Origin of the sequence: Bacillus sp. SIMBA_154, from assembly GCF_046536015.1 — a bacterium.
GTDB lineage: Bacteria > Bacillota > Bacilli > Bacillales > Bacillaceae > Bacillus > Bacillus pumilus_P.
This window is the reverse complement of sequence record NZ_JAWJBV010000001.1, coordinates 333,175-355,736: the sequence shown is the minus strand read 5'-3', so window position 1 is coordinate 355,736 and position 22,562 is coordinate 333,175. Positions and strand designations below refer to the sequence as shown.

Annotated in this window: 14 protein-coding genes and 3 pseudogenes; 15 read left to right on the top strand and 2 right to left on the bottom strand. The window is 36.8% G+C overall.

Going from position 1 to position 22,562, the window contains the following annotated elements; translation table 11 throughout:
* Positions 1-194: 194 nt before the first annotated feature.
* The 15 genes and pseudogenes from R0K30_RS01965 to R0K30_RS01895 all read left to right on the top strand — a co-directional run.
* A pseudogene (locus tag R0K30_RS01965) lies at positions 195-5,513 on the top strand (phage tail tape measure protein); the annotation flags it as partial.
* Positions 5,514-5,558: 45 nt separating this feature from the next.
* On the top strand, positions 5,559-6,350 hold the full coding sequence (locus R0K30_RS01960; protein ID WP_333980618.1) for a phage tail domain-containing protein: 792 nt from the start codon (positions 5,559-5,561) through the stop codon (positions 6,348-6,350).
* 15 nt (positions 6,351-6,365) lie between these two features.
* Positions 6,366-9,059 (top strand): DUF7359 domain-containing protein, encoded by a 2,694-nt coding sequence (locus R0K30_RS01955; protein ID WP_410608780.1) that lies wholly within the window; start codon positions 6,366-6,368, stop codon positions 9,057-9,059.
* 17 nt (positions 9,060-9,076) lie between these two features.
* Complete coding sequence (locus R0K30_RS01950) at positions 9,077-9,892, top strand: hypothetical protein (RefSeq protein ID WP_410608778.1); 816 nt, start codon at positions 9,077-9,079, stop codon at positions 9,890-9,892.
* Between the two features lie 12 nt (positions 9,893-9,904).
* Positions 9,905-12,517, top strand: coding sequence for a peptidase G2 autoproteolytic cleavage domain-containing protein (locus R0K30_RS01945; protein ID WP_410608776.1), 2,613 nt, complete (start codon positions 9,905-9,907; stop codon positions 12,515-12,517).
* 132 nt (positions 12,518-12,649) lie between these two features.
* Positions 12,650-13,423: pseudogene (locus R0K30_RS01940) on the top strand (peptidoglycan recognition protein family protein); the annotation flags it as partial.
* Between the two features lie 51 nt (positions 13,424-13,474).
* Positions 13,475-14,011 (top strand): annotated as a pseudogene (locus R0K30_RS01935) (N-acetylmuramoyl-L-alanine amidase family protein); the annotation flags it as partial.
* A 108-nt stretch (positions 14,012-14,119) separates the two neighbouring features.
* Complete coding sequence (locus tag R0K30_RS01930) at positions 14,120-14,509, top strand: hypothetical protein (RefSeq protein ID WP_106037369.1); 390 nt, start codon at positions 14,120-14,122, stop codon at positions 14,507-14,509.
* 13 nt (positions 14,510-14,522) lie between these two features.
* Positions 14,523-14,774 (top strand): phage holin, encoded by a 252-nt coding sequence (locus R0K30_RS01925; RefSeq protein WP_169510819.1) that lies wholly within the window; start codon positions 14,523-14,525, stop codon positions 14,772-14,774.
* Between the two features lie 312 nt (positions 14,775-15,086).
* Positions 15,087-15,371, top strand: coding sequence for a hypothetical protein (locus tag R0K30_RS01920; protein ID WP_044141823.1), 285 nt, complete (start codon positions 15,087-15,089; stop codon positions 15,369-15,371).
* 269 nt (positions 15,372-15,640) lie between these two features.
* On the top strand, positions 15,641-17,731 hold the full coding sequence (locus tag R0K30_RS01915) for a hypothetical protein (protein ID WP_410608772.1): 2,091 nt from the start codon (positions 15,641-15,643) through the stop codon (positions 17,729-17,731).
* 10 nt (positions 17,732-17,741) lie between these two features.
* A complete protein-coding gene (locus R0K30_RS01910) occupies positions 17,742-18,590 on the top strand; it encodes a hypothetical protein (protein WP_410608770.1) in 849 nt (282 codons plus the stop codon).
* A gap of 2 nt (positions 18,591-18,592) precedes the next feature.
* Positions 18,593-19,447, top strand: coding sequence for a hypothetical protein (locus tag R0K30_RS01905; RefSeq protein ID WP_410608768.1), 855 nt, complete (start codon positions 18,593-18,595; stop codon positions 19,445-19,447).
* Entirely contained in the window at positions 19,447-19,719 is a 273-nt protein-coding gene (locus R0K30_RS01900) for a hypothetical protein (RefSeq protein ID WP_410608766.1), read from the top strand. Before R0K30_RS01905 ends, R0K30_RS01900 begins: the two co-directional genes overlap by 1 nt.
* Positions 19,719-20,570 (top strand): hypothetical protein, encoded by an 852-nt coding sequence (locus R0K30_RS01895; RefSeq protein ID WP_410608764.1) that lies wholly within the window; start codon positions 19,719-19,721, stop codon positions 20,568-20,570. Before R0K30_RS01900 ends, R0K30_RS01895 begins: the two co-directional genes overlap by 1 nt.
* A 296-nt stretch (positions 20,571-20,866) precedes the next feature.
* On the opposite strand, the gene R0K30_RS01890 is transcribed toward R0K30_RS01895, so the two are convergent.
* Both R0K30_RS01890 and R0K30_RS01885 read right to left on the bottom strand, forming a co-directional pair.
* Positions 20,867-22,138 (bottom strand): Y-family DNA polymerase, encoded by a 1,272-nt coding sequence (locus R0K30_RS01890; RefSeq protein WP_410608762.1) that lies wholly within the window; start codon positions 22,136-22,138, stop codon positions 20,867-20,869.
* Positions 22,131-22,460, bottom strand: a complete 330-nt coding sequence (locus R0K30_RS01885) for a YolD-like family protein (protein ID WP_410608760.1) — start codon at positions 22,458-22,460, stop codon at positions 22,131-22,133. The genes R0K30_RS01890 and R0K30_RS01885 overlap by 8 nt, the downstream gene beginning before the upstream one ends.
* Positions 22,461-22,562 lie beyond the last annotated feature (102 nt).

Here is a 22,562-nt window from a genome sequence, read left to right as displayed (position 1 = left end):
ATTGACTTGGAACTCCTAACGTATAGACGAGGACAACAAGGGGCAAGCGTAATGGTAGCCTGAACGACTGAGCGAAGAGACACTTTTTGTGAAGCGACAGTCTGAACTTCTATGGAAACATAGAGAGTGTGGTTGAAGTGCCCCACCGCCATTCATTAATGGTCAGTAACCTTTAAGGTGAAGTAACAGAATCGAACTCGTTAAAAACCATATTTGCAAGAATAGGCAACAACAGAAGCTCCATTAAAGCCCTAGATCAAATCGGCATTTCTGTACAAACTGCTGCTGGAGAAGCAAAGACCTCTAGCGAACTTATTGGAGAAGTAGCAGAAAAATGGGACAACTTATCAGATGCCCAAAAACAAAACACTTCAATAGGTGTTGCAGGTATTTATCAACTATCTAGATTTAACGCCCTATTGAATAACTACTCAATCTATCAAGATGCAGCAAACACGTCTGCAAACTCAATGGGTTCGGCATGGAAAGAGCAAGAAAAGTATGCTGATAGTTTACAAGCAAGAATAAACAGACTTCAAAACACGGTTACTGAATTTGCCGTTGCCGCAAGTGATGCCTTCATTTCAGATGGACTTATCGCCTCTACTGAAGCATTAGGAAACTTCATGGGGTTGACAACTGGGTTGGTTAAAAACATCGGCTTCCTTGCCCCTGCTTTCGGAACAGCTACAGTGGCCACATTATTATTCTCATCTGCACTTAGAAGCACGTCAATGCAAAGTGGAAATAAGATAATAAACACGCTAAGGGAACTTCCTGCAAATCTGCAAACCTATTCTATAAAAGCAGCAACTACAACAGCTACTACTAATATATTATCGCATTCGTTTGCAGCACTAGGTAAAGCAGTAAGATCAGCAGGTGTATTCTTAGCTGGCACCGCTCTCCCTATCGCCGCATTTGCCGCTCTTGGATTTGTGATTGAGAAGCTAGTAAGCACTTATGCTGATGCCAAAAAATCTCAAGAGGAATTTGAAACAGCACAAAAAACTTCCGTCGAAGCTTGGACTACCAATAAAGAAGCCACTCAAGGGTTAATTGATAAGTATAAAGAGCTTCGTAAAGCAAAAGAAGACAACCAACTAACACCTGAAAAAGAACAAGAATACTTATCAGTTTCACAACAGTTAGCAGCAACATTCCCTAACCTAGTTGAAGGGTATGATGCTCAAGGTAATGCCATCATTAAGAACAACGAAGCCTTAAAAGAGGCAATCAAATATACTGAAGAGATGGCAAATTTCAATAAACGTGATTTAAAAGATAACGCAACTTCCAACTTTGAAGATCAAATTAAAAAGCTAAAAGATTTGAACAAAGAAATGGAAGCAAATAAAGCCTTAGCTGATAACTACAAAGAAGGTTCAAGTTGGATTACAAGAATCTTCGAGAATCCTTTTGCTAATGATGATGATTACGTAAAAGAAGGATACAAATACGAGCGTGAAGCCTTGCGTGCGAAACAGTCAATAGTAAGCGCAAATGCTGAAATTCAGGCTTCAGTATTAGACGTAATAAGTGCATTTAATTCCATTGATATTAACCCTAATATTAAAAAGTCCATAACTGACATCCTGAATACAATGGACTTCAGCAAGTTAAGTCCTGAACAGCTTAAGAGCTTTTCACAGCAAGTAGCTGTCATTATGGACTCTCTACAAAAGTCTCTAAACAACGGCAATGGCTCAGAATTTGATAAGCAAACAGCATCACTAAAATCACTCATTACAGAATTTTCGGACGGGAAAGTAAAAGTTGATGACCTAAACCTCTCCTACTCTACTCTTAAAGATTCGTTAGATCAGGCTAAAAATGCTGGTGATTCAGCAAAAGTAACCTGGAATGAAAATGGCGAAGGTGTAGATGAGTTAGGTGAATCAGTTGGTAATCTATCTGATAAGCTTAAAGAAGTTAAAGGTGATATTGAAGCTACGACAGATGTATTAGACCAATTACTACAATCTGGTCAAGCTACTGCAGCGATGGAAGCTTTACAAGGTGACGTTTACGATGATTTAGCTGATCAAGTGTCCCCTCTCAATGGATTACTGGAAAAAATGGCAGAAGGTAAGTCTATTTCTGCATCAGAAGCAATGAAGCTTATTCAAAAGGAAAAAGATTTAGCTGGTGCGATTTCAATAGAAAACGGAATAGTGAAAATAAATCGTGATGCAGTAATAAAGTTGCGAAACGCAAAGGTTAAAGCATATGCAGATATGCAAACTTCCGTAAAGCAAGAACTATTGAATCAAGCTAATGCATTAAGTAAAAAAATCGGATATTACAAGTCTGAAATTACAGCCATTAAAACTGTTCAAGATGCTCTGAGAAAGAAAGCGGAGTTAGAAAAACTCAAAGAAGATTCTTTGAAAATGACCAATGGTAAGCAAGATCAACTCGCTATCGAACAATTTAAAGCAGCTCAAAGAGATCTTGGTGAATTATCAGGTATCACTGATCAACTTGAAGAATTAGATAAGCTGTCAGACTTAACTCAAGCATCTCTAAATGAAACAGGAACGTCTTTTGAAACAATGTCGGATTCAGCTGACAAGGCTTCAAAATCAACGAAAGATTCAATCTATGTTGCAGACAAATATAAAGAAGCATTAGAGCGAGTCAATAAGCAGATTGAAGAACAAAACAGAAAAACTAACGATTACCCTAAATGGTCACAGAAATATCGTGATTCCATTAAGAAGGAAATCAAGGCGTTAGAACGAAAAGAAAAACTTCTTAAAAGTCAGATTAAGTTGCTGAAAGAACAAATTAAATCTGGCTACATTGCTCAAACGGGTATTGTTGACTCTTCTTCATCTTACTCCCCTTTCAGCTCTTCATATTCTGCTTCAGGTGGTTCTTACTCAGGGAAATATTCAAATGTCATCAATCAAGCTGCTTCAAAATACAATGTTCCTGCCACTCTTATTGCTGCAGTAATTAAGCAAGAATCAAACTTTAACCCTAATGCTCGTTCACATGCAGGCGCAACAGGATTAATGCAACTTATGCCTGCAACAGCTAGAGGTCTAGGAGTTAAGAATTCTAAAGATCCTTATCAAAACATTATGGGTGGTACTAAGTACCTTAAACAAATGCTTGATAAATTCGGGTCAATTGAAAAGGCATTAGCGGCATACAATGCGGGGCCAGGTAATGTAACGAAGTATGGCGGCGTACCACCTATTAAAGAAACGCAAAATTACGTTAAGAAAGTAAACAACTACTTTAAACAAATGGGCGGTTCACTATCCTCTAATGGTGGATCGGCTGCTGGTTACTATGACTCAATGAGAAGAACATCTCATTTCGGTCAGCAAGAAAAAGGTTTACGCTCTGCTCCTCATAAAGGTTTAGACTTAGCTGCTAAATCTGGCACTCCAATCAAATCGCTTAAATCAGGTAAAGTCCTTACTGCTGCATACTCTAAATCTGCTGGTTATTGGGTAGTTGTTCAACAAGATGACGGCACCGTAGCGAAGTATATGCATATGCAAAAAGGTCTCAATGTTAAGGCTGGCCAAAAGGTTCAAGCTGGTCAAACTCTCGGCAAGATGGGAAGCACTGGTCGTTCTACTGGTACTCATCTTCATATGCAGATTGAGAAAAACGGTAAAGCGATTGATCCAGAAGCATATATGCAACAAATCGGCTCAGATTTGTCTAGCTCTGAAGCTGAACGTCAACAAGCTATTTCACAAGCTAAATCAGATTTATTGGGACTTGAAGGTGACCTATCTTCTGTCAAAGACCAAATTCAAGACCTACAATATGAAATCGTTCAGTCAAAACTTGATGAATTTGAAAAACGCAAGTCTGATTTAGAGTTGAAAGTTGCTCAAAACCAATCTAAAGCCAGTCGCTATCTCAACGATAGTGCTCAGTTTAGAAAATATACAAATGAGCAACGTAAAGCAGTTGAAGCGCAACAAAAGATACAAACTCAAAAGGTTAATTGGATCAACAAAGAGCTAAAGCAAAATAAACAATTGAATGCTGCTCAACGTGATCAATTACGTGAAGAATTAAAGCAGGCTAAACTCGACCTCATCAGCATCAAAGATCAGGTTTATGAGTTACAGGCTACTATTGTTCAATCTAAAACTGATCAAATTCTTAATAATATTGATAAGTCAGTCAAAAAGACTGAATCAAAACTTAAGAATGTTGATATTAAGATTCAGACAACCGAAGAAGACAAAGATAAAGTTAAGTACTATAGTCAGCAAATCAAGCTGATTCAGCAACAGCAAAAAGAAGCTGCTAAGTACATCAAAGAGTTAGAAAAGCAAAAGAAAGCAGCTAAGGGTTTCCCTGAAATCCAAAAACAAATATCGGACGAAATATCTTCTTGGAAAGATAAGCAAAAGGATTTCAATCTAGAGCTATATCAAACCAAGAAAAGCATTAAAGATATTTACAAGTCACTAGCAGATGAAGTCGTCTCTATCTATAAAGAGATGTACGAAAAAATGCGTGATATTGAGTTAGAAGCCCATCGTAAAGCCACTCAAAACATCATTGACGGCATTGACAAAGAAGATGATGAAGCTAAGTTCCAAAAGGATTTAAAGGATCGCCAGGAAAGCATTCAAAAGCTTTTAGATCAGATAAATCAATATGCGCTCGATGACTCTGAGTTCGGTAAATCCAAAGTCAAAGAACTCACTGAACAGATGCAAAAAGAACAACTTGATTTAGATCAATTCCTCAAAGATCGTGAAAACTCCAAACGTAAAGAAGCTCTGCAAGATCAGCTTGAAAAAGATGAGAAATCAATCAACACAAAATATGATGATCTTGTAAATGATGAGCGTGGGTTCAAGGATCTAGAAGGAAAATTGATGAATGGTAAGATTAGTGATATCAATAAACAGCTTTCTGAGTTTACTAAATTCATCAATTCAAATATGGAGTCAATCGGTAAGTCTATCTCTAACAATTTGATCGATAAGCTAAAAGAGGCTTCAAATGCTCTTGGTGTTGTCGTTAAGGGAAATACAACAGGTAAAAAGGTAGCCGCTTTTGACACAGGTGGCTACACTGGCACTGGGCTAGGCAGTGGCAAACTAGCCGTACTTCATGATAAAGAGTTGGTTCTTAACAAGACCGACACTAAGAATATGCTTAAAGCTGTCGAAACAGTTAGAGACATAAGTCAAAACGATGTGCCATTTACCCCGAAATGGGGAACTGGACAAAAGTTGAGCTCGGCTTTAACTAGCGTTCCTACTGAAGCAGTTAAATTAGCAGGAGCGAATATCGTGAAAAGTGCTGCGTCGGCTATTAGCATTATTCCTAGTGCAATCACCAAGCTTACAAAAGCTCCGCAACCTTCTGTAAACAGTACAGATAATAACTTAGGCAATATTGGTGAATTGCATTTCCATATTGAAAACATGTATGGCGACCAAAATACAGCAGAAAAGTTTTCTGATACTGTTATAAAGAAAATCACTAACTATACCAAACAGAATTATGGAAGTTTATAAAGAGCCTAGACTTTAGGCTCTTACTTCGTTTAAAAAGGTGATTAAATGATTAGAGAAAGTCAATACTTTATCTTTAACCACGTCAGATCTACAGACATGGGTGTAGCAAATGTTAATACTGACGGTGGATTACAAGAGGAAAATTTTTTAGCAGGAAAGACAGTTAATGAGACTTTTATAAAAGGTCGGACAGAGCCCATTGTTGATAGTATTACCTATGAGCCATACGAAGTTTCATTGAATTTCTATGTAGATCAGAATATCAAAGAGGGTTTCTATAAAAATAGGAATCTGACTCAAAAGAAACTCAGAGAAATTGCAAGTTGGTTAAGTGTTACAGATTACTCCCCTCTCGCCTTCAGCTCAAATCTAGATATTATTTATTATGCAATGCCTGTCAATCCGATCGATCTGGTTCATAACTGTTCTGAAGATGGGTACGTTCGGTTAACTATGAAGGTACTCCCTTTTAAATTTGGAGTTAAAGTAGCTTCCCCCTGGATAGACCCCTCGAAACATCAAGATAATATTATAAAACTAGACAATAAAGGTGATCTTGATATACCCCTTTCAATGGAAATTAAAAAAATAGGTAATGGAAATATTAAAATCACTAATCTCAGTTCGTATAGAAGTCCGTTTTCCTTTGATGCGTTAATGGATAATGAAATTGTAAAAATTGATTCAGTTAAGGAAATCTTGGAATCGAGTGTTTCTGGCTATGAATGCTATGAACAGTCTAATGAAAATTTTATCATACTTGGCAAGGGGCAAAATCGAATTAAAGTCGAAGGGTCTTGTTTGATTAGATTCAATTATCGCTTTAAATACTTCTAGGAGGTGAGGCTTCATTTGAATTTAGGAGAATTTACTTTTAAACCAGGTAAGCTTAAGCTGGAATTGTGTAAAACGAATAAAAAGAAAATAGCTAATATAGTGGATTTCTCTAATGCTTCGGTAAACTTAAATCATGCTGCCATTAACGACTTAACTTTTAGCATACCTCTTAAAGCAAGATATGGTGATGAAATTAAAACAAATCACGTTACTAAGCTAATCAATGAATGGTACCTAGTCAAAGCAACTTTCTTGAACCGTACAGAATACTATGTAATTGACAGTATTACAGATTCCAGCAGCCAAGAGAAAGATGATATTCAGATTAATTGCCAACTAACTCCTTACATGCTTCACAAATCTAAAATCATGCAGTACGAAGGCATTTCTAAGAATTTAAAAGAGATTGGTGAAGTTTGTTTAAGCGAAACAGGTTGGACTGTTGGTGAAATCGATGATACTTTCAATGAAAAAAGGCGTTCGTTTTCAATCAGCTCAATGACATCAAGATATGATTTTTTAAAGAATATCTGCGAAACGTTTGATGCAACCCCAGTTTTCGATACCGTCAAAAACACAGTGTCATTTTACAAAAGTGATGAAATCTCAAAGTTTAAAGGCGTTAAAATTTCTTCTCATAACTTTATGATCGATATGACAGACACACGTAGTATGGAAGATGTCGTGACCAGACTTCATGTAACTGGAAAAGATGGCATTGTGATCAATTCGGTTAATCCAACAGGTCAAGGCTACTTGGATGACTTCAGCTTCTTTTTAACTCCCTTTCAGCGTGATGAAAATAGGATTGTAATTAAAAAAAGTGATTACATGAGTAATGAGCTGTGTCATGCTTTGTTAGACTACAATGAGATGGTGGATAAAGAGTCTGAAGCATTTAAACGTCTGCTGGATGAAAAAAAACAGATAGAAGCCAATAAGACAACTCAGGAAAATGAACTGTTCGTGCTGAAAAGTTTAGAATTGCAACAAATCCTAGATCGAATCGAAGTGGTTAAAGAATCCAATGGTGATACTAAGGATTTAATCAAACAAAGAGATTTAAAATTAAGTCAGGTTGATTCTAAAAAAAGTGAAATTGCCCAAAGTGAAACAAGAATCAATTTATTAAACAGCGACCTTACAGCTTTGAAGAATCGATTAAATATGTCCGCTTTTTTGGGTGAAACGCTGTTCAACGAGTTAATTCCGTTTATTCACAAAGGAGAATGGTCTAACGACAACATTTTTGATGAAACGGAACTATATGAAAAAAGTTACGAAGAGTTAGAGAAACGAAGATCACCTCCTATCGACATTAAGACAAACATAGTCAACCTGTATAATGCAGTGAGTGAAAAAGATTATTGGGATAGAATTTCTTTAGGTGACATACTTAGAATTCAAAACAAAGAATTCGGCACTGAGTATAGAGCTACTTTAGCTGGGATGAGTTTGAATTTTGATGATTCCACTATTTCTGTAACACTTACAAATGGTAAAAAACCAAAAAGCATTGAGCAGGAATGGTCAGATATGCTCTATAGAAATAAAAAGGCTTCGACTGAATTCAACACTCGTAAAATTGACTACGATCGGCTTGCTACTAACTACAACGCACGCAATGATCGTATTTCCACCCCTCCCTCTCCTCCTACTATAGGAATGAACTCTGTCACTCACAAAGTGAACGAAAATGGTTCTGTTGATATTTCGGTGTCGTGGAATTATACAACCTCTGATGAAGATAAATACAACATTGACGGCTTTATCGTACATTGTTATCCTGACACATCTTCAGACACCTATTTATTCGGTGCCTCACTAGCTAAAGAACAACGAATTTCTGTTAGATATGATAAGCGAATAGCTACCTTTACTTCACAAGTTCCAACAAAATATTTCACTTTTGGAGTACAGTCATACAGAAATGTTGAAACTTCTATTAGCTCAAATGGTGTTTTGTTATCTGATATAGTTCAACCACAAACACCAAGTGAGAATCCTTACAGGCCATCTAATACTGTTGAGGTTAAAGGTAAAGTAAACGGAATACGCCAGATTTCTACGCCTGAAAAGCCTTCTAGTCCAGATGTCAACACTCTCTGGATTGATCCTACAACTAATAAATCTGAATTGTATGATGGCGAAAAGTGGATTGTTCAATCTGCTGGTAACGCAGACTCCTTAAATGGTATAACTCCTGCTCTAAACGAAGAACCCAACACTATACCTGTTAGAGATGATAACGGTGTAATATCAGCATCTATATCGGGAAGTGCATCTAAATTAGGTGAGTATACAGACAAAGACTTTATTCTAAACACAGCAAAAGATTCGCCAAATGGAGTTGCGGCATTAGATGCTAACGGAAAAATTAAGCCGACCAATCTTCAGCAAATTAGTTATGTCGGTACATACATTGGCAATGGGATTCAAAACAGGGCAATCCCTCTCCCCTTCACCCCCTCTCTAGTTAAGGTTAAATCAACAGTTCAAAGCGATCCTGCATTAGCCATTGTAAGCACAAGCGGTGGTTATGCTGAGGAAATATTTGAATCAAATATCTATTTTAAAGGAATAGATAATCTTCCTGACAACACAAACGGCCGACTTGTAGACATGGGATTTATGACAGGTTCTGATTCACCGTTTAAAGGTAACAAGCAAGGAGTTACGTACTATTTTGAAGCATATAGAAATCTATAGGAAAGGAGTGATTCTAATTGGATTTCCCAAAACTTTATAATGATCCTGTCTTGTACCACAAAAGAAAGGATACTTATGATGATCCTTATATGAGCTATGATGAAACCCACTCTATTCTAAATGGACGGATATTTTTAACTGAAAACCCTAATCGTGAAAATAGAGTTGTAATAAGTGGTGGAAATACTGAGTGGAAAGAAATTGAAGATGGTGAATTAGAAGATGACTGTTATCGTGTTGATTACATGATGGGAGTTGTCTTTTTTAATTCCTCTAACGAAGGAAAAGAACTACAAGTTAAATATGTAGGTGAAGGTGCTCACTTCTCCCCTGCTGCACGAATTTGGGTTAAGCGTTCAGGGAATACGGTAGTCGAAACTTTACAAGGGCTTATTGACGAAGCGGAAGATTGTATCATTCGTATGAATGAAAGAATTTTAGAATGTGAGCGAGTAATTAAGCGATGTATTGAAATAACTGAATGGTGCAGAGCAATTACTTCTAACTATGAATACGTAGTGGAAAACACAAAAAAAGAATATAAGCCACTTGTTAATACATACACCGAGCTACTAGATACCTATCCCAATCCTCTTGTTGGATGGACTGTAACAGTTAGAGACTCTGGGATTGTGTACAGATGGGACGGTTTTGACTGGATAAACATTAGCATTTCAGAAGAATTTGATGGTTACGATGTTATTACGAGCTACAACGAACCTCATAACATCAAAAGAGTTTGGCTGCGCTTAAATGCACCGCCTAAAAAAAGAAGAATTAAGCCTTCTGTCAATGCTCCTATAGGTGGGCTTATTTGGTTTAGAAAAGAATAAAAGGAGGAAAATATGGCATTTGAAAATGAATTAATTCCAGTTAATACATTAGGTGTTCAAGATGAAGAAACTGGTAAATGGATACCAGTAGATGCCGTTGCGTTAAGATCGCACACAGATAGACTGACGATTGATGAGATCAAAGATAAGTTTATTGAAACATACAATGAAATACTTAAAGTTGATAAGAGTTTGGCTGAAAAAATATTACTTGTTGAGAAATCAACTAAAGATGAAATTAATGGTATGAAGAGTACCATCGGCAACATAGGTGACTTTCATGCTAGTGGTACCAACCTAGTAGAAAAGATAATCAACTCTTTAATTAATAGAAGAGTTAACGTTAAAGACTTTGGTGCTAAAGGCGATGGAGTAACAAATGACCAAGTTGCATTTGAACTAGCATTCTCTTCTGGTTACTCCGAGATTTTCGTACCTGAAGGTACTTATTTAGTGATGGGATTATCGATTCCTTCTTATACAAGATTGATCGGTGCAGGAAAGTCTTCTGTCATTAAGCTTCATAAAAACGCTGACCCTAAAAAGGATGTAATAGTTACTAAACCTGGAGCTGAATATGTTCAAATTGAAAACTTAACAGCAGATTGGAACAGATCGAAGACTAACAATACAATTGGTTCAGGAGCAAACGCAACTTGTATTAGTATTAAGAATGCTAAATTTGTATGGGTTCGTAATGTTTATGCTGAAAATGCTGGACTACATGGTTTCGATGTAACCTCTCCTTCATATAACAAATCCTCTGATAATCAGACAGTTTACCAAACTGGCGGATCGAGTTATGTATGGATTGATAATTGTGTAGCATCAAATTTTGGCGATGATGGCTTCACGACACATTTCTCTGAGTATATTTTTATTACAAATTGCTATTCTTTTGATGGTAATGGATCAGCGCATGCTGCTAAGGCCTCGAACACTAACGGGTTTGAAGTTGACGATGGATCTAAGAATGTGTGGATTAAAAACTGTCATAGTCGAAAAAACGCAAGAGGATTCGAAGTTAAAGCTCATGCTTCTGCTCCTGCAGCTCAAAATGTTAACTTATCAGACTGCACGTCATTGAACGATATTAGAAGTTTTGATTTTCGTCATATCGGACATCACCTTTCGACAGATCCACTTTCAACAACAGCTAGAAATATAAATGTTGTAAACTGCTTTGCAATTAAGCCCATTTATAGTTCTATGTATGAAGGTCTTTCCCCTAAAGCATTAGTTGTTTCTGCATTTGTAAACGTGAATATTACTAATTTCCACGCAATTGGCGACCCTTCTTATGATTACAAAAAAACCCCTGCAATTGCCTTTCAATACAAGAGTCGTAACATTAACATCTCGAATGTCACTTTAAAAGATTTTAGAACAGCTGATGCCGATATTTACATTTATGGCGGAGCTCAAAAAACCGACTTCATAAACATTTCTAATGTGAGCATTTTTGAATCAGCGCCGATTGGTATTAAAGTAGGCAGTGGTGTGACTAATGTTAACATTGACAATGGAAGTTTGATCGGAAGAAATATTGCTGGTTCAATTGGAATCTATTGTTACAATAACCAAGCTAACATTAACTCAGTAAATGTTGAGAAATATTCAACTCCCAGTGAAATGGCCGGAAACAAGTACACGTTCATACCTAACAATTTTAAAAATGGAACACGGATTGCTACAACTTCTGGGTACGCTAAAACAAAAACTTCTTTCCTTGCTGCATCAACTGGTGGGGCGCAAGTAACCGCTGAAGCCGCTGCTGTAATAGCTACAACAGGTGGAGCAAAAGCTAGAGGTATGCGTAATGCAGTTATCGCTTCATCAGGAGGTTCCAACACTTCGGCTGAAGGAAGTCGCTCTTTAATTACAGCATCCAATAATTCTTCCATTGTGGGTGCAGGATCTTCTAGAGTTGTGATCGGTTCTAACGGAGTTGCAAATAAAAAAGACTACACAACTACATGGGGATACGGTACAAGTACAACTCCTCTTTCATCCAATATTAAATTAGAAATTCATTCTAAAACAGGTGATGTTACCAGTGCGGGACAAGTAAAAGGAGGCTCAACCTTTTCCGACTATGCTGAGTATTTCGAATCTGCTGATGGTAAGTCAATTCCTTCGGGCTATTTTGTAACCCTCGAAAACGAGAAGATTAAAAAAGCTAATCTAGGAGACCAAGTTCTTGGTGTTATATCCGAGACAGCTGGAATTGTCTTAGGCGAATCAACTTTTAACTGGCAAGGTCGATACGTGAAGAATGAGTTTGGTGGGTTAATATACGAAGATGTAGATGTAACTTTTATTAACCAAGATGGTGTTGAGGTAACTGAAATAAGAAGAGTGCCTAAAGAGAATCCTTATTTTAACCCTGAAGAAGAATATGTCGCTAGATCTGAACGCCCTGAATGGAATGTTGTAGGAATGTTCGGACAGGTTCATGTAAGAATTGATGAAACTGTACAGACGGGAGACAAAATTGTACCGAAAGCAGGTAAAGGTACTAAATCTACTTCTAATGAAGGATTCCATGTGATGAAGGTTACAACACCGTTTAGTAAAGAACGTGGTTTTGGTGTAGCCGTATGTTTAATAACACCGCAATATTAAATAAAACTATGATTTTATAGGAATATATTCAATACATAACAGAGAAATACAGGGCATGTGTGAGAACGAGAGAGCTGGGTTATCCCCTGCTCTCTTTTTGTGCTCAAAAAATTAATTGGAGGAATTTAATTAATGAAGATTACTCAAAGTTTGTTGACTCCCAACAAATACTCCAGACCTCAAACAGCTTTAAAAGGTGTGAAAGCTGTTGTAATTCATTGGGTTGCCAACCCTGGTTCATCTGCAGAAGGAAACCGCAACTTCTTCAACAATCGCAAAAGTGGGACATCTGGATTCGGTTCAGCTCATTACATTGTCGAAGGCACTAAAGTAATTCAGTGCTTGCCGAACAGTGAGCTGGCCTATCACGTCGGGTCGAATGTTTACACAGCAAGTGCGCTTAGAAACTTAAGCTCTTATCCGAACAACTGCACTATCGGTATTGAAATGACTCATCCTGATTGGACAGGTAAACCCGATGCTGCAACTTATAAAACAACTGTAGAATTAGCTGCTTCCCTTCTCAAAACTTACGGACTCAAATCTGAAAATCTGTGGACACACCATCAAGTAGTAGGATGGAAAGACTGCCATCGTTATTACACTAACAACCCTAGTGCATGGGTTCAATTTGTCAGTGATGTTAATAAAGCTTTAACAGGTAAAACTGTAACTATTCCATCACCGAAGCCATCAAACAAAAATGACCTTGAGTTAGTTGAAGCTTACGGTCTTGGTGATAAAGGTGCAAAAGTTAAAGAAATTCAGTCTAATCTAATTAAGCTTGGCTATAAATTGCCTAAATACGGTGCGGACTCCCACTTTGGTGATGAAACAGTTGCTACTGTGAAGGCATTCCAAAAAGCAAACAAGCTTGCAGTAGATGGAATCGCTGGTAAAGCAACTCTTGCAAAAATTAAAGAGTTGCTAACTAAATCTAAAGCCCCTTCTTCCTCTACTACCTCTAAGTCTAACTCTTCTAAAGCAAGTGGCTCTCTAAAATCTAAAGTAGACGGTCTTCGATTTTATACTAAAGCTTCATGGGATGATAAAGATGTTGTCAGTACTGTAAATAAAGGTGTTGGCTTCCCTACTGTTGTCGAAAAAGTAAAAGTTGGTACGGCATACCAATATAAAGTGAAAAACTCAAAAGGTGCAACGTTTTATATCACTGCTTCAGATAAGTATGTTGAAGTAACAGGCGCAGTTAAAACATCTGCTCCTGTTAAGAAAGCCACAAAACCAAAACAAGCAGCTAAGAGTTCATCAATTAAATCTGTTGGAAAGATCAAGATTATTGGAGTGTCAAACGCAGCTATTATCATGGATAAGCCTGACCGCAATTCAGCCAAGAATTTAGACACCATCGCATTAGGCAAAACAATTGAAATCTCTGGATCTGTTAAGGGTAGCAACAATCCTAAAGGATACTGGGAAGTAATCTACAAAGGAAAGCGTGCCTATATTTCAGGTCAGTATGGAAGCAAAGTATAACTAAATTAATATAGATTTTTGTGGATTTACAAATATCCATGAGAATTTATGAAAATCAACTTCAAGGAGGTGAACTAAAGTCACCTCCTTCTCTAAGGCTGGTGTCAAATGGAAAGTAATGACGTTCATGTTCGTATAAGCTTGCTTGAAGAAAAATCAAATCAGCAAGCAATTCAAATTGTTAAGCTAGAAGATAAAACAAATACACTCAACAGAATTGAAATGATATGCGAACAACAACTTGAATTTAATAAAGAATCTCAAAAGCAATCGAAAGAGTTAACTTCAACACTCATTGAAATGAGTAATAATTTAAAAAACCTCAATAAATCTTATGAAAAATTAGATACACGGGTTGAAACTCTTGAACGAAGTGATTCAACAAGAAAGATAGATCCTTCACAGTTTACCAAAGATATTTTTTATAAGATTCTTCCCTCAGTAGCTGCAACGATAATCGGAGCATATTTGCTATACCATTTCGGAATTAATAAATAAGGAGCTTGATGTAATGAAAATCAACTGGAAAGTACGTTTAAAAAAGAAAACATTTTGGGTGTCAATCCTCTCAGCCACCCTTTTATTCGTTCAAATGATCGCTGAAGCATTCGGTTATGACTTAACAGGATTTGGCGATGATCTAACTGTGAAATTTAATGCTCTGCTTATATTCTTATCTGCTATCGGCATTATTGATGATCCGACCACTAAAGGTGTATCTGACAGTGATCAAGCTTTAGAATATGATGAGCCTAGAAAATAATGAATACAGTCAACATTAAGTATTCGCCATACCCAAATAAATTCAGTGAAGCCCACATTAATACTGAGGGTGAGGAGAAAGTTCTAACTCTGTTGTTAGACTAAGTTGAAGTTCCCCAAGCTGATGAAGAAAGTGAACCAGCTATCTTCCCCGTTCTCAAGATTTCACTCTCTGAAGGCTTGGGCAACGAAGACATTTTAAGGATGGAAAAAGAAGATGCTAAAGCATTTCTTCAAGTTTTAAAAGATATGATTAAACAAATGTGAGAGAGGTAATCTCTCTCTTTTTTTCATTTTTTATGGAGGTTAAATTATGCGATTAGGATCTGGATACAAAGGCTCTTTAAAACTAGAGTCAACAAACATTGAGAACTTCGATATTGTCCCTCCAGAATCACAAGGTTCGAATAGACCGACACAGTTTTATAAATTTCAATTTCGCAATGACCAAGATTGCACTGTTTCTATAAATCATGGAGAACCCATTTTCATCAGGTCTGGGGATGGCTTTTCAATGGATCATATTGACACTCCTATCTTTAGCTTTGTAATCAAAGAAAAAGGAATTCAGTATAACTTTGCTGGTGCTCACACATGAGTTTTTTTAATCCTAGGTTAAACAATGGAATATCACTGAAATGGTCTTTTGAATATACACCTGACGAGAACGAGCAAATGATCTCGTTTATTGAAGTTCCAGATTACGACCCAACTAAAGATCAACTTTCAGTTATTGTTGGAGGAGTTGAGTGCTCCCCTTCCTCTTATGTAAAAACCGATAAAAACATAATAACCCTCAATAACCCAGTTGATACGAATTTGTTCGAGATCATGGTGAGATGTTTTGGATAGAAATGAGGTGATAATTTGAATTTAATCTTACAAACCATACAACACATAGCTGGAAAAGAAGCAATCCTTGTTGTTGAAAGTAAGGCAAAGCTTATAAATGGACAAGAAGGAGCTATTTATGCTGTTTTAAGCGATGAATCCCAATCAAATAAACCAACTCTTTATATTTTTAAAGAAGGTCAATTTGAGCTTGTTAGTGGATCGCTTGCCGATGATGCAGAACTAAGTTTTCTTGACCTAATTGATACACCTGCTTCATACGAAGGTTTTGCGAATAAATGGATTAAGATAAATCCAAGTGGAACTGGACTTATATTTGTAGATGCTCCACAGGGCGGTGACGCTTCTTCGGTTGTGTTCACCCCTAATGATTCAATTGAATCTGATACTGTACAAACTGCTATTGAGGAAATTGACTTCAAAAAGGCTCCAGTTGACAGTCCTATATTTGAAGGCATTGTTCAATTACCAGAAACAACTTCCATTGGAAATGTTAAATCAAAGGAAATTGCTTACTTACAAGGGTTAACAGGTAATGTTGAAAACAGGCTAAAGACTGCAGCAGAAGACATCAGAACAGTTAATGATTCTATTGATCAACTAGAGATAAAAAGTCATATACACAGCAACAAGCAAGTGATTGATAAATTTACTGAGCAAAACGGCAACCTGATGTATGGCAACTCAAAAGTGGCTTCAGGAGATATGCAAAAATCAATCTATGATGCAGACGGAGATGACATAGTTGATCTCTCTAAATCACTGTCTGGACAAGTTGTATCGATCGATGAGATTAATAGCCTATTAGGCATTACTGGCAATATTCAAGATCAGATTAATGGAATCACTACAGGTGTACAGTTTAAAGGTGAGTTTGATACATATTCAGCTGCTATGCAAGCTTTCCCTTCTCCTCAACGTGGATATTGGATTTTCATTAAAAGTGATTCAAATCATAGTGGGAGTAAAACGCAGTACATTTATAGCGGAGATATTTGGGTATATGCAGGAGGAGCATCCTCCATAAATGATGCTACCTCAACAGTTAAGGGTGGAATTACATTAAGTGGCGATTTGACGGGCACAGCTTCCCTCCCTCAATTGGCTAAGAACGGTGTTGAAGCAGGAACGTATGTTAATCCCACTGTCACTGTCGATGACAAGGGAAGAGTTTCAAGTATAGCCAATGGCCAATCAACTGCTATTAATGACAATAACGTTGATAAGGTGTCTACATGGTCAAGCGATAAAATTAATGACTCATTAAATTTCAAGTCTAATACTAATCACACTCATACTAACCTGCACGATCCTGCTCAAGTAGGCACAGTTTTAGTTGATGAATCTGGTATTGGCAACAATAAAGTTCTTGCATATAACGAAGGCACTGAAAGACTTAATTACGTACCTGTTGAAAGCAGTTCAGTGTTTGTTGGCATGAAGAAAATTACTGGCAATTACGAGCTGATTGCTGGAGGATACACAAAACTAGCCGTTGATGAAACTGGCAAGAAAATCACAATTACTTCAATTAATAGTGGTGGGATTAAATATCGATATGAATCTTTACCGAATGATCGATCTATCCCTGTTAGGTTGTTTAATGTACCAGAATATGAAAACCACAATGATACAATGATGGTTTACAAAAATGGTGTTCTTCAATCAAAACAGATTGATTACATTGAAAAATCGAATAAATCCATTGAGTTTATTAAAGAAATCCCTGTTGAAGACCATATTGTTTTTATTGCAATGTCAGGAGGACGAGGTGGAGTGCCTACGTTAAACGAGATTAATGATACTGTTGCACTGCTGCCAAGTGAAACAAAAACACTCTCACTAGATGCGTGGTTTGATAAATATGATATTAGAACCATTTACGCAAAAGATGAGAACAAGAATTTAATATCCGTGTCTGTTTTTGACAAATCTTCAAATGGTGACGTTGTTTATCAAAGTTTGAAATCTAATTCAATCTACGATATCGCTAACATTCCTTGTCAAGATAAAGATGGAACGCAGAAAATACATGTTCAATTGATCAATCACAGTCAGAACAATGCTCAAGTAACACTAAAAATCAAAACAACAAACTTACTATAGGAGGTTATTTATGGGATACATATTTACAACTGGGACTTGTCTTAAGAGCGACCTCTACTCAGTGATTAAGAATTCTTTAATTAATGCTGGATGGGAAAACAAATCCTCTAACTCCGCTTCTGATTATGATGTCTTTTATTCTACTGGAGAATCAGGAGATAAAAAACTTGTATTTCAGATGAGAGCAACTGATATCACAGACAAAAACTCAATAGTCTCAACTGATTATTGCACAGCTTCGTTAAGATTAGTTGAATCATATGCCCCTGGTTCAAATGGTGCCGCTGGAACTGTAGGTAGACCAGGTGAGCCATGGAAGTATTTTATGGTTTCCCCCACTACTGGATTGCTCTCTAAAGATACTGTAATGACGTATCGCCTAAATGTAAACAAGAATAGATTGATTATCGTCATTGAAAGTCCCTCTGCAACTGGTATAGGCTGTGTTCTGAATTACATTGGAATTCCTGACGAAATCTATGCAGATGAACCAGATAGCCGAGGTTTAATTTATGCTACAACAACAAGAGCAGATTCTGTAAACAACGTAATTATTTCAAATTCACCAGTGAATATTGCTCCTTCAACCAGTGCTTCAGTAAGGCCGATTATAGTAAACTTATCGCCAAAGAACCCAAACACTCAAGGTCTATACATGCTCTCTGAATTCTATTATGGGAATACAAGTGAAGGAACTAGAGGTAAAATCACTGGAATTTATGGGTTGCCGAATGATAATGTGCTACATGGGAGTATTATAGAGGACGGTTCTAGACAATACTTTGTAATTGTACCTGGGGTTCTTTCTAGTAACTCTTTTGGCACTGCAGCTATAGCAATTGAAGTCACAGGGTATTAATCATGAGCGTTGTGTTCAAGAAGGAAAACATAAAGAAAAAGAATCTCTATAATCGAATTATTTCCTTGTTAATTGATGCTGGATGGACTAATGTTACATCGAATCCAAGCACAGATTTTGATGTTATGTATTCCACTGGCGAGACTGGTAAAGAAAGCATCTATTTTAATATTCGTCCCTTTGCTAGCGCAGTTACTTCCCCTTCTGCTTCAACAAATTTTTCATCAACGGACTACGCTTACTTTTCCTTCAGACTATGCAAGGAGTACACTCCCTCTTCTACTCCAGTGAATCCTGGAACTTTCAAAAGAAATGAAGCTTGGAACATTGTTTTTATAACAACTGCTGCAACGCTTAATCCAGAAACTGATTTAACTTTATATTATTCAGTAAATAGAGATCGGATAGTTTTCACTGTCGTCCCTCCCACTATCTTAAGGTCTAATGCCAGTGTATGTTATTTCGGCAAGCCGATTATATATGGTAAAACAGCTAAAAATGTGAATTGTCTTTATGCTACTTCTGCAAACTCGTTGTCTACTGGAAAAGCATTAATAGACGATCAAGCAGAAATTCCACAGGCAGCTTCTTATTTATTAAGTACCTTTATGAGTGATAACCTAACTAACATTTTTGGCACTATGTTTATTAGTCCAATTGCTTTTGGTGACACCCTAGAAGGTGTAAGAGGTTATTTAGATAGACTGTATGCTATAAAGCCAGACATTGGCCTGTTAGATGGAGATATTTACACTGATTTGAATACCAAGAAAAAATATAAGGTATTCTATACTTTTTTCACAACTAATAGGACAACCTCTTTTCCATCAAACTATATTGGAATTGAGGTGGAATAATGGATAAGCTGAAAGGTTTTGTAATGAGTTCAAACCTTTATGGTCAAAGGAAGCCGACGTACACTAGTGTTAAAATTATTCCACCTACTCCTGTTGTAGGATTAAGGGACTCGAACTTCGAAAAACAGATTATTGTTTCGGATCCCTTTGCAATTAAATCAGCTAAAAAGAAAACTGATATTAGAAAAGGTTTCGTTTTAGGTGGATCGTCCATGAATGCCCCTAGACAAACACCATTAGAGCATAGTTGGACTAAGGGGATGAAGAATTAATGTCTGATACAATTTTCAATAAAATAACTGTTTTAAAGAAAGATTTGTACTCAAAACTGAAGCAAATCATGCTTGAATCAGGATGGCAAAATATTTCTAGTCGTCCATCAACTGACTATGATGTGATGTTTTCAAATGGTGAGGATGGGAAAAAGGAAATTTATTTTCAGATAAGGGATATTGCTAGTACAATTGCTGGATCAACTGCATCATTTTCAAATTCTAGTGCAAGAGTTTTTTCAATGAGATTATCAGGAAAATACTTGCCTGGAGCTTCTGGTGTTTCGGGTACCTTTTCAAAAAACAGTGACACTTGGAAAGCTGTAGCGATAACTTATCAATCAGAAATTCTTCCTAATCAGCCAATTGAACTTTATTATAGCTGTAATAAGGACAGACTTATTTTCTTGACTGACTATTCTCTATCGCTTGCACTGCCCTCTACATTGAATTACATAGGTGTTCCAGTAACTTTAGCAGATGAGCATGAATGGAGTGCTTGTCTGTTCGCATCAAGCAGCATTGGAAGTGGCAGACGGTTGTATGTGACTGACATCAAAAATGATTATTCTGTAACTGCGCCAATCACTTGCTTAACTTACTTAGGATTAGGTAGTAAGAATAGAATCGGTGAAAACATATTGATGAGTAACGTTATTTATGGGAGTACGAGCGAAGGATTTAAAGGTACGATACCTGAAGTTTTCTCGTTCGCTTCTACAGATGGACTAATCCACGGTGATATATTTAGCGATGGAGTTAAATTGTTCAAAGTTTTTGAAACAACTCCTGGAACATCAACAGTTTATTCCTCATTTATTTCAAAATTTATTGCGATTAGGATTAAATGAACAACAAAACCCCTTCTCATTAGAGCAGGGGTATTTTTTTCGTTTTTATGCAACAAAAAAGACATTCCATGAACGTGGACAGTTATCGGAATGTCCTCTTTGTTTAGTCTAGGCTATGCCAGTAGCCCAAACTCATTTCACCCCAAAGGAGGTGAAAAATTTGATGAAAATAAGCACGGCATTATTTTTAATCATCGCTTATTTATATTGTAACCTAATCAATACAACGCATCAACTTTGTTTTAAACAAAAGTCGATATGGCTATTCAAGTGCCACTGAAAACATGCTTAATCCATCATTTGCTTCTATGTCCGCCAGTTAAGCCAGCTCTATACAATGCAGTACCACCTTTAGTATATGAAACAGCCCTCAGCAGCGACTTTGATCCGTACTTTTTTCTAATACCATCCATAACATAGCCCAACTGTCTTTTTTTCTCTATTCCTATTTCATCAAATAAAGTTAACTGATGGTTAGCATCTTCTTCAATCTTGCTTAACGTTACTGAAATGCTTCTAACCGTCTTATTCTGATAAAAAGTATTAAACAGCTCAATACACGTGCTATAGATGTCCATAGTGATATTGGTTGGTCTTTCAATGGTCTTGCTTCTGTGAAACCCTCCACCATATTCTTCTTTACTATATCCGATACCTAAGCTAATCGTTCTTCCCACTTTGTTATTATCTCTCGTTCGTTTTGCAACCTCTTCACAAATTTCGAGGATCACAGCTTTGATTTCTTCTTTTGTCGTATAGTCTCTGAGTAGAATCTGACTTTTCCCAAAACTCACTTGCCCTTGTAACACTGGAGCACCTATCTCTGATAAATCAATTCCCCAAGCATGGTGGAACATCTGATTACCCATCACTCCGAATTTCTTTTCTAAAGCTTCGAGTGAATACTTAGCCAATGCACCAACTGTGAATATCCCCATTCGATTTAAGTTTTGTTCCATTCGTCTTCCTATTCCCCACATTTTAGAGATTGGTCTAACTGGCCATAGTTTCTCTGGAATGTCTTCATATCTCCATCTAACAATACCATTCGGTGCTTTCTTACTTTCTAAATCCAAAGCAAGTTTGCTGATCAGCATATTGTCACCAATTCCAATTGTGCAAGGTAACCCAAATTCTCGCATGATGGCATCTTGGATATGTTCAGCAATCTCTTCAACACTGTTCCACATTCTCATAACTCCATCAACTTTTAAAAACGATTCGTCTATGGAATAAGTGTGAACATCGCACTCAGGCACGTAACGATAAAACAATTGCGTGATTTTCGTTGAAACATTTATAAAGGTATCCATTTTAGGGTTAACAATATGAATTCTTGGATCATCTGGAATTTCAAATAGCCTTGAGCCAGTTTTAATTTTAAAATCTTGTTTGAGTTTAGGGCTTGCTGCTAACACTACACTCCCCTGTCTCTCTGTGTTTCCTACAACAGCTAGATAACACTTCAGAGGATCCAAGCCCATCATAACTGCTGATATGGAAGCGTAAAAGGATTTCATGTCTACACACAGTATCTTATGTCGTGGAAATTTGGTGTAATCAATCATAAGCAACACCCACTATGTCATCTATTAAAACAAAGTGAATATCATCTGACATATCCTTTATATGTAGCATCTTCTTTTCGTAATTGATGTATTGTGTGAAACCTTTAAGTTGATTGACAACTCCTGAATCATAAATTGAAAAAATTAATGGCTTGTTAACACTCATGGCGTAAGCAATTGTTGATTCGAATTCTTCTATTTGTTGTTCATCTATAATTGGCTTATCTGTTTTTTTCGTTTCTGCTAGATCGTGTTTAAGTTGTGCAACATGCTCAGGTAACATCATAGCTGTCCATTTTATCGTACCTCTGTCTCTAAGCATTTAATCACTCCTTCTTGAAGGATTAAATAGTAACAGAACAAACGTTCTTTATCAATGCGTTTTAAGAACTTTTGTTCGATGTAAATATTGGTATACAAAAAA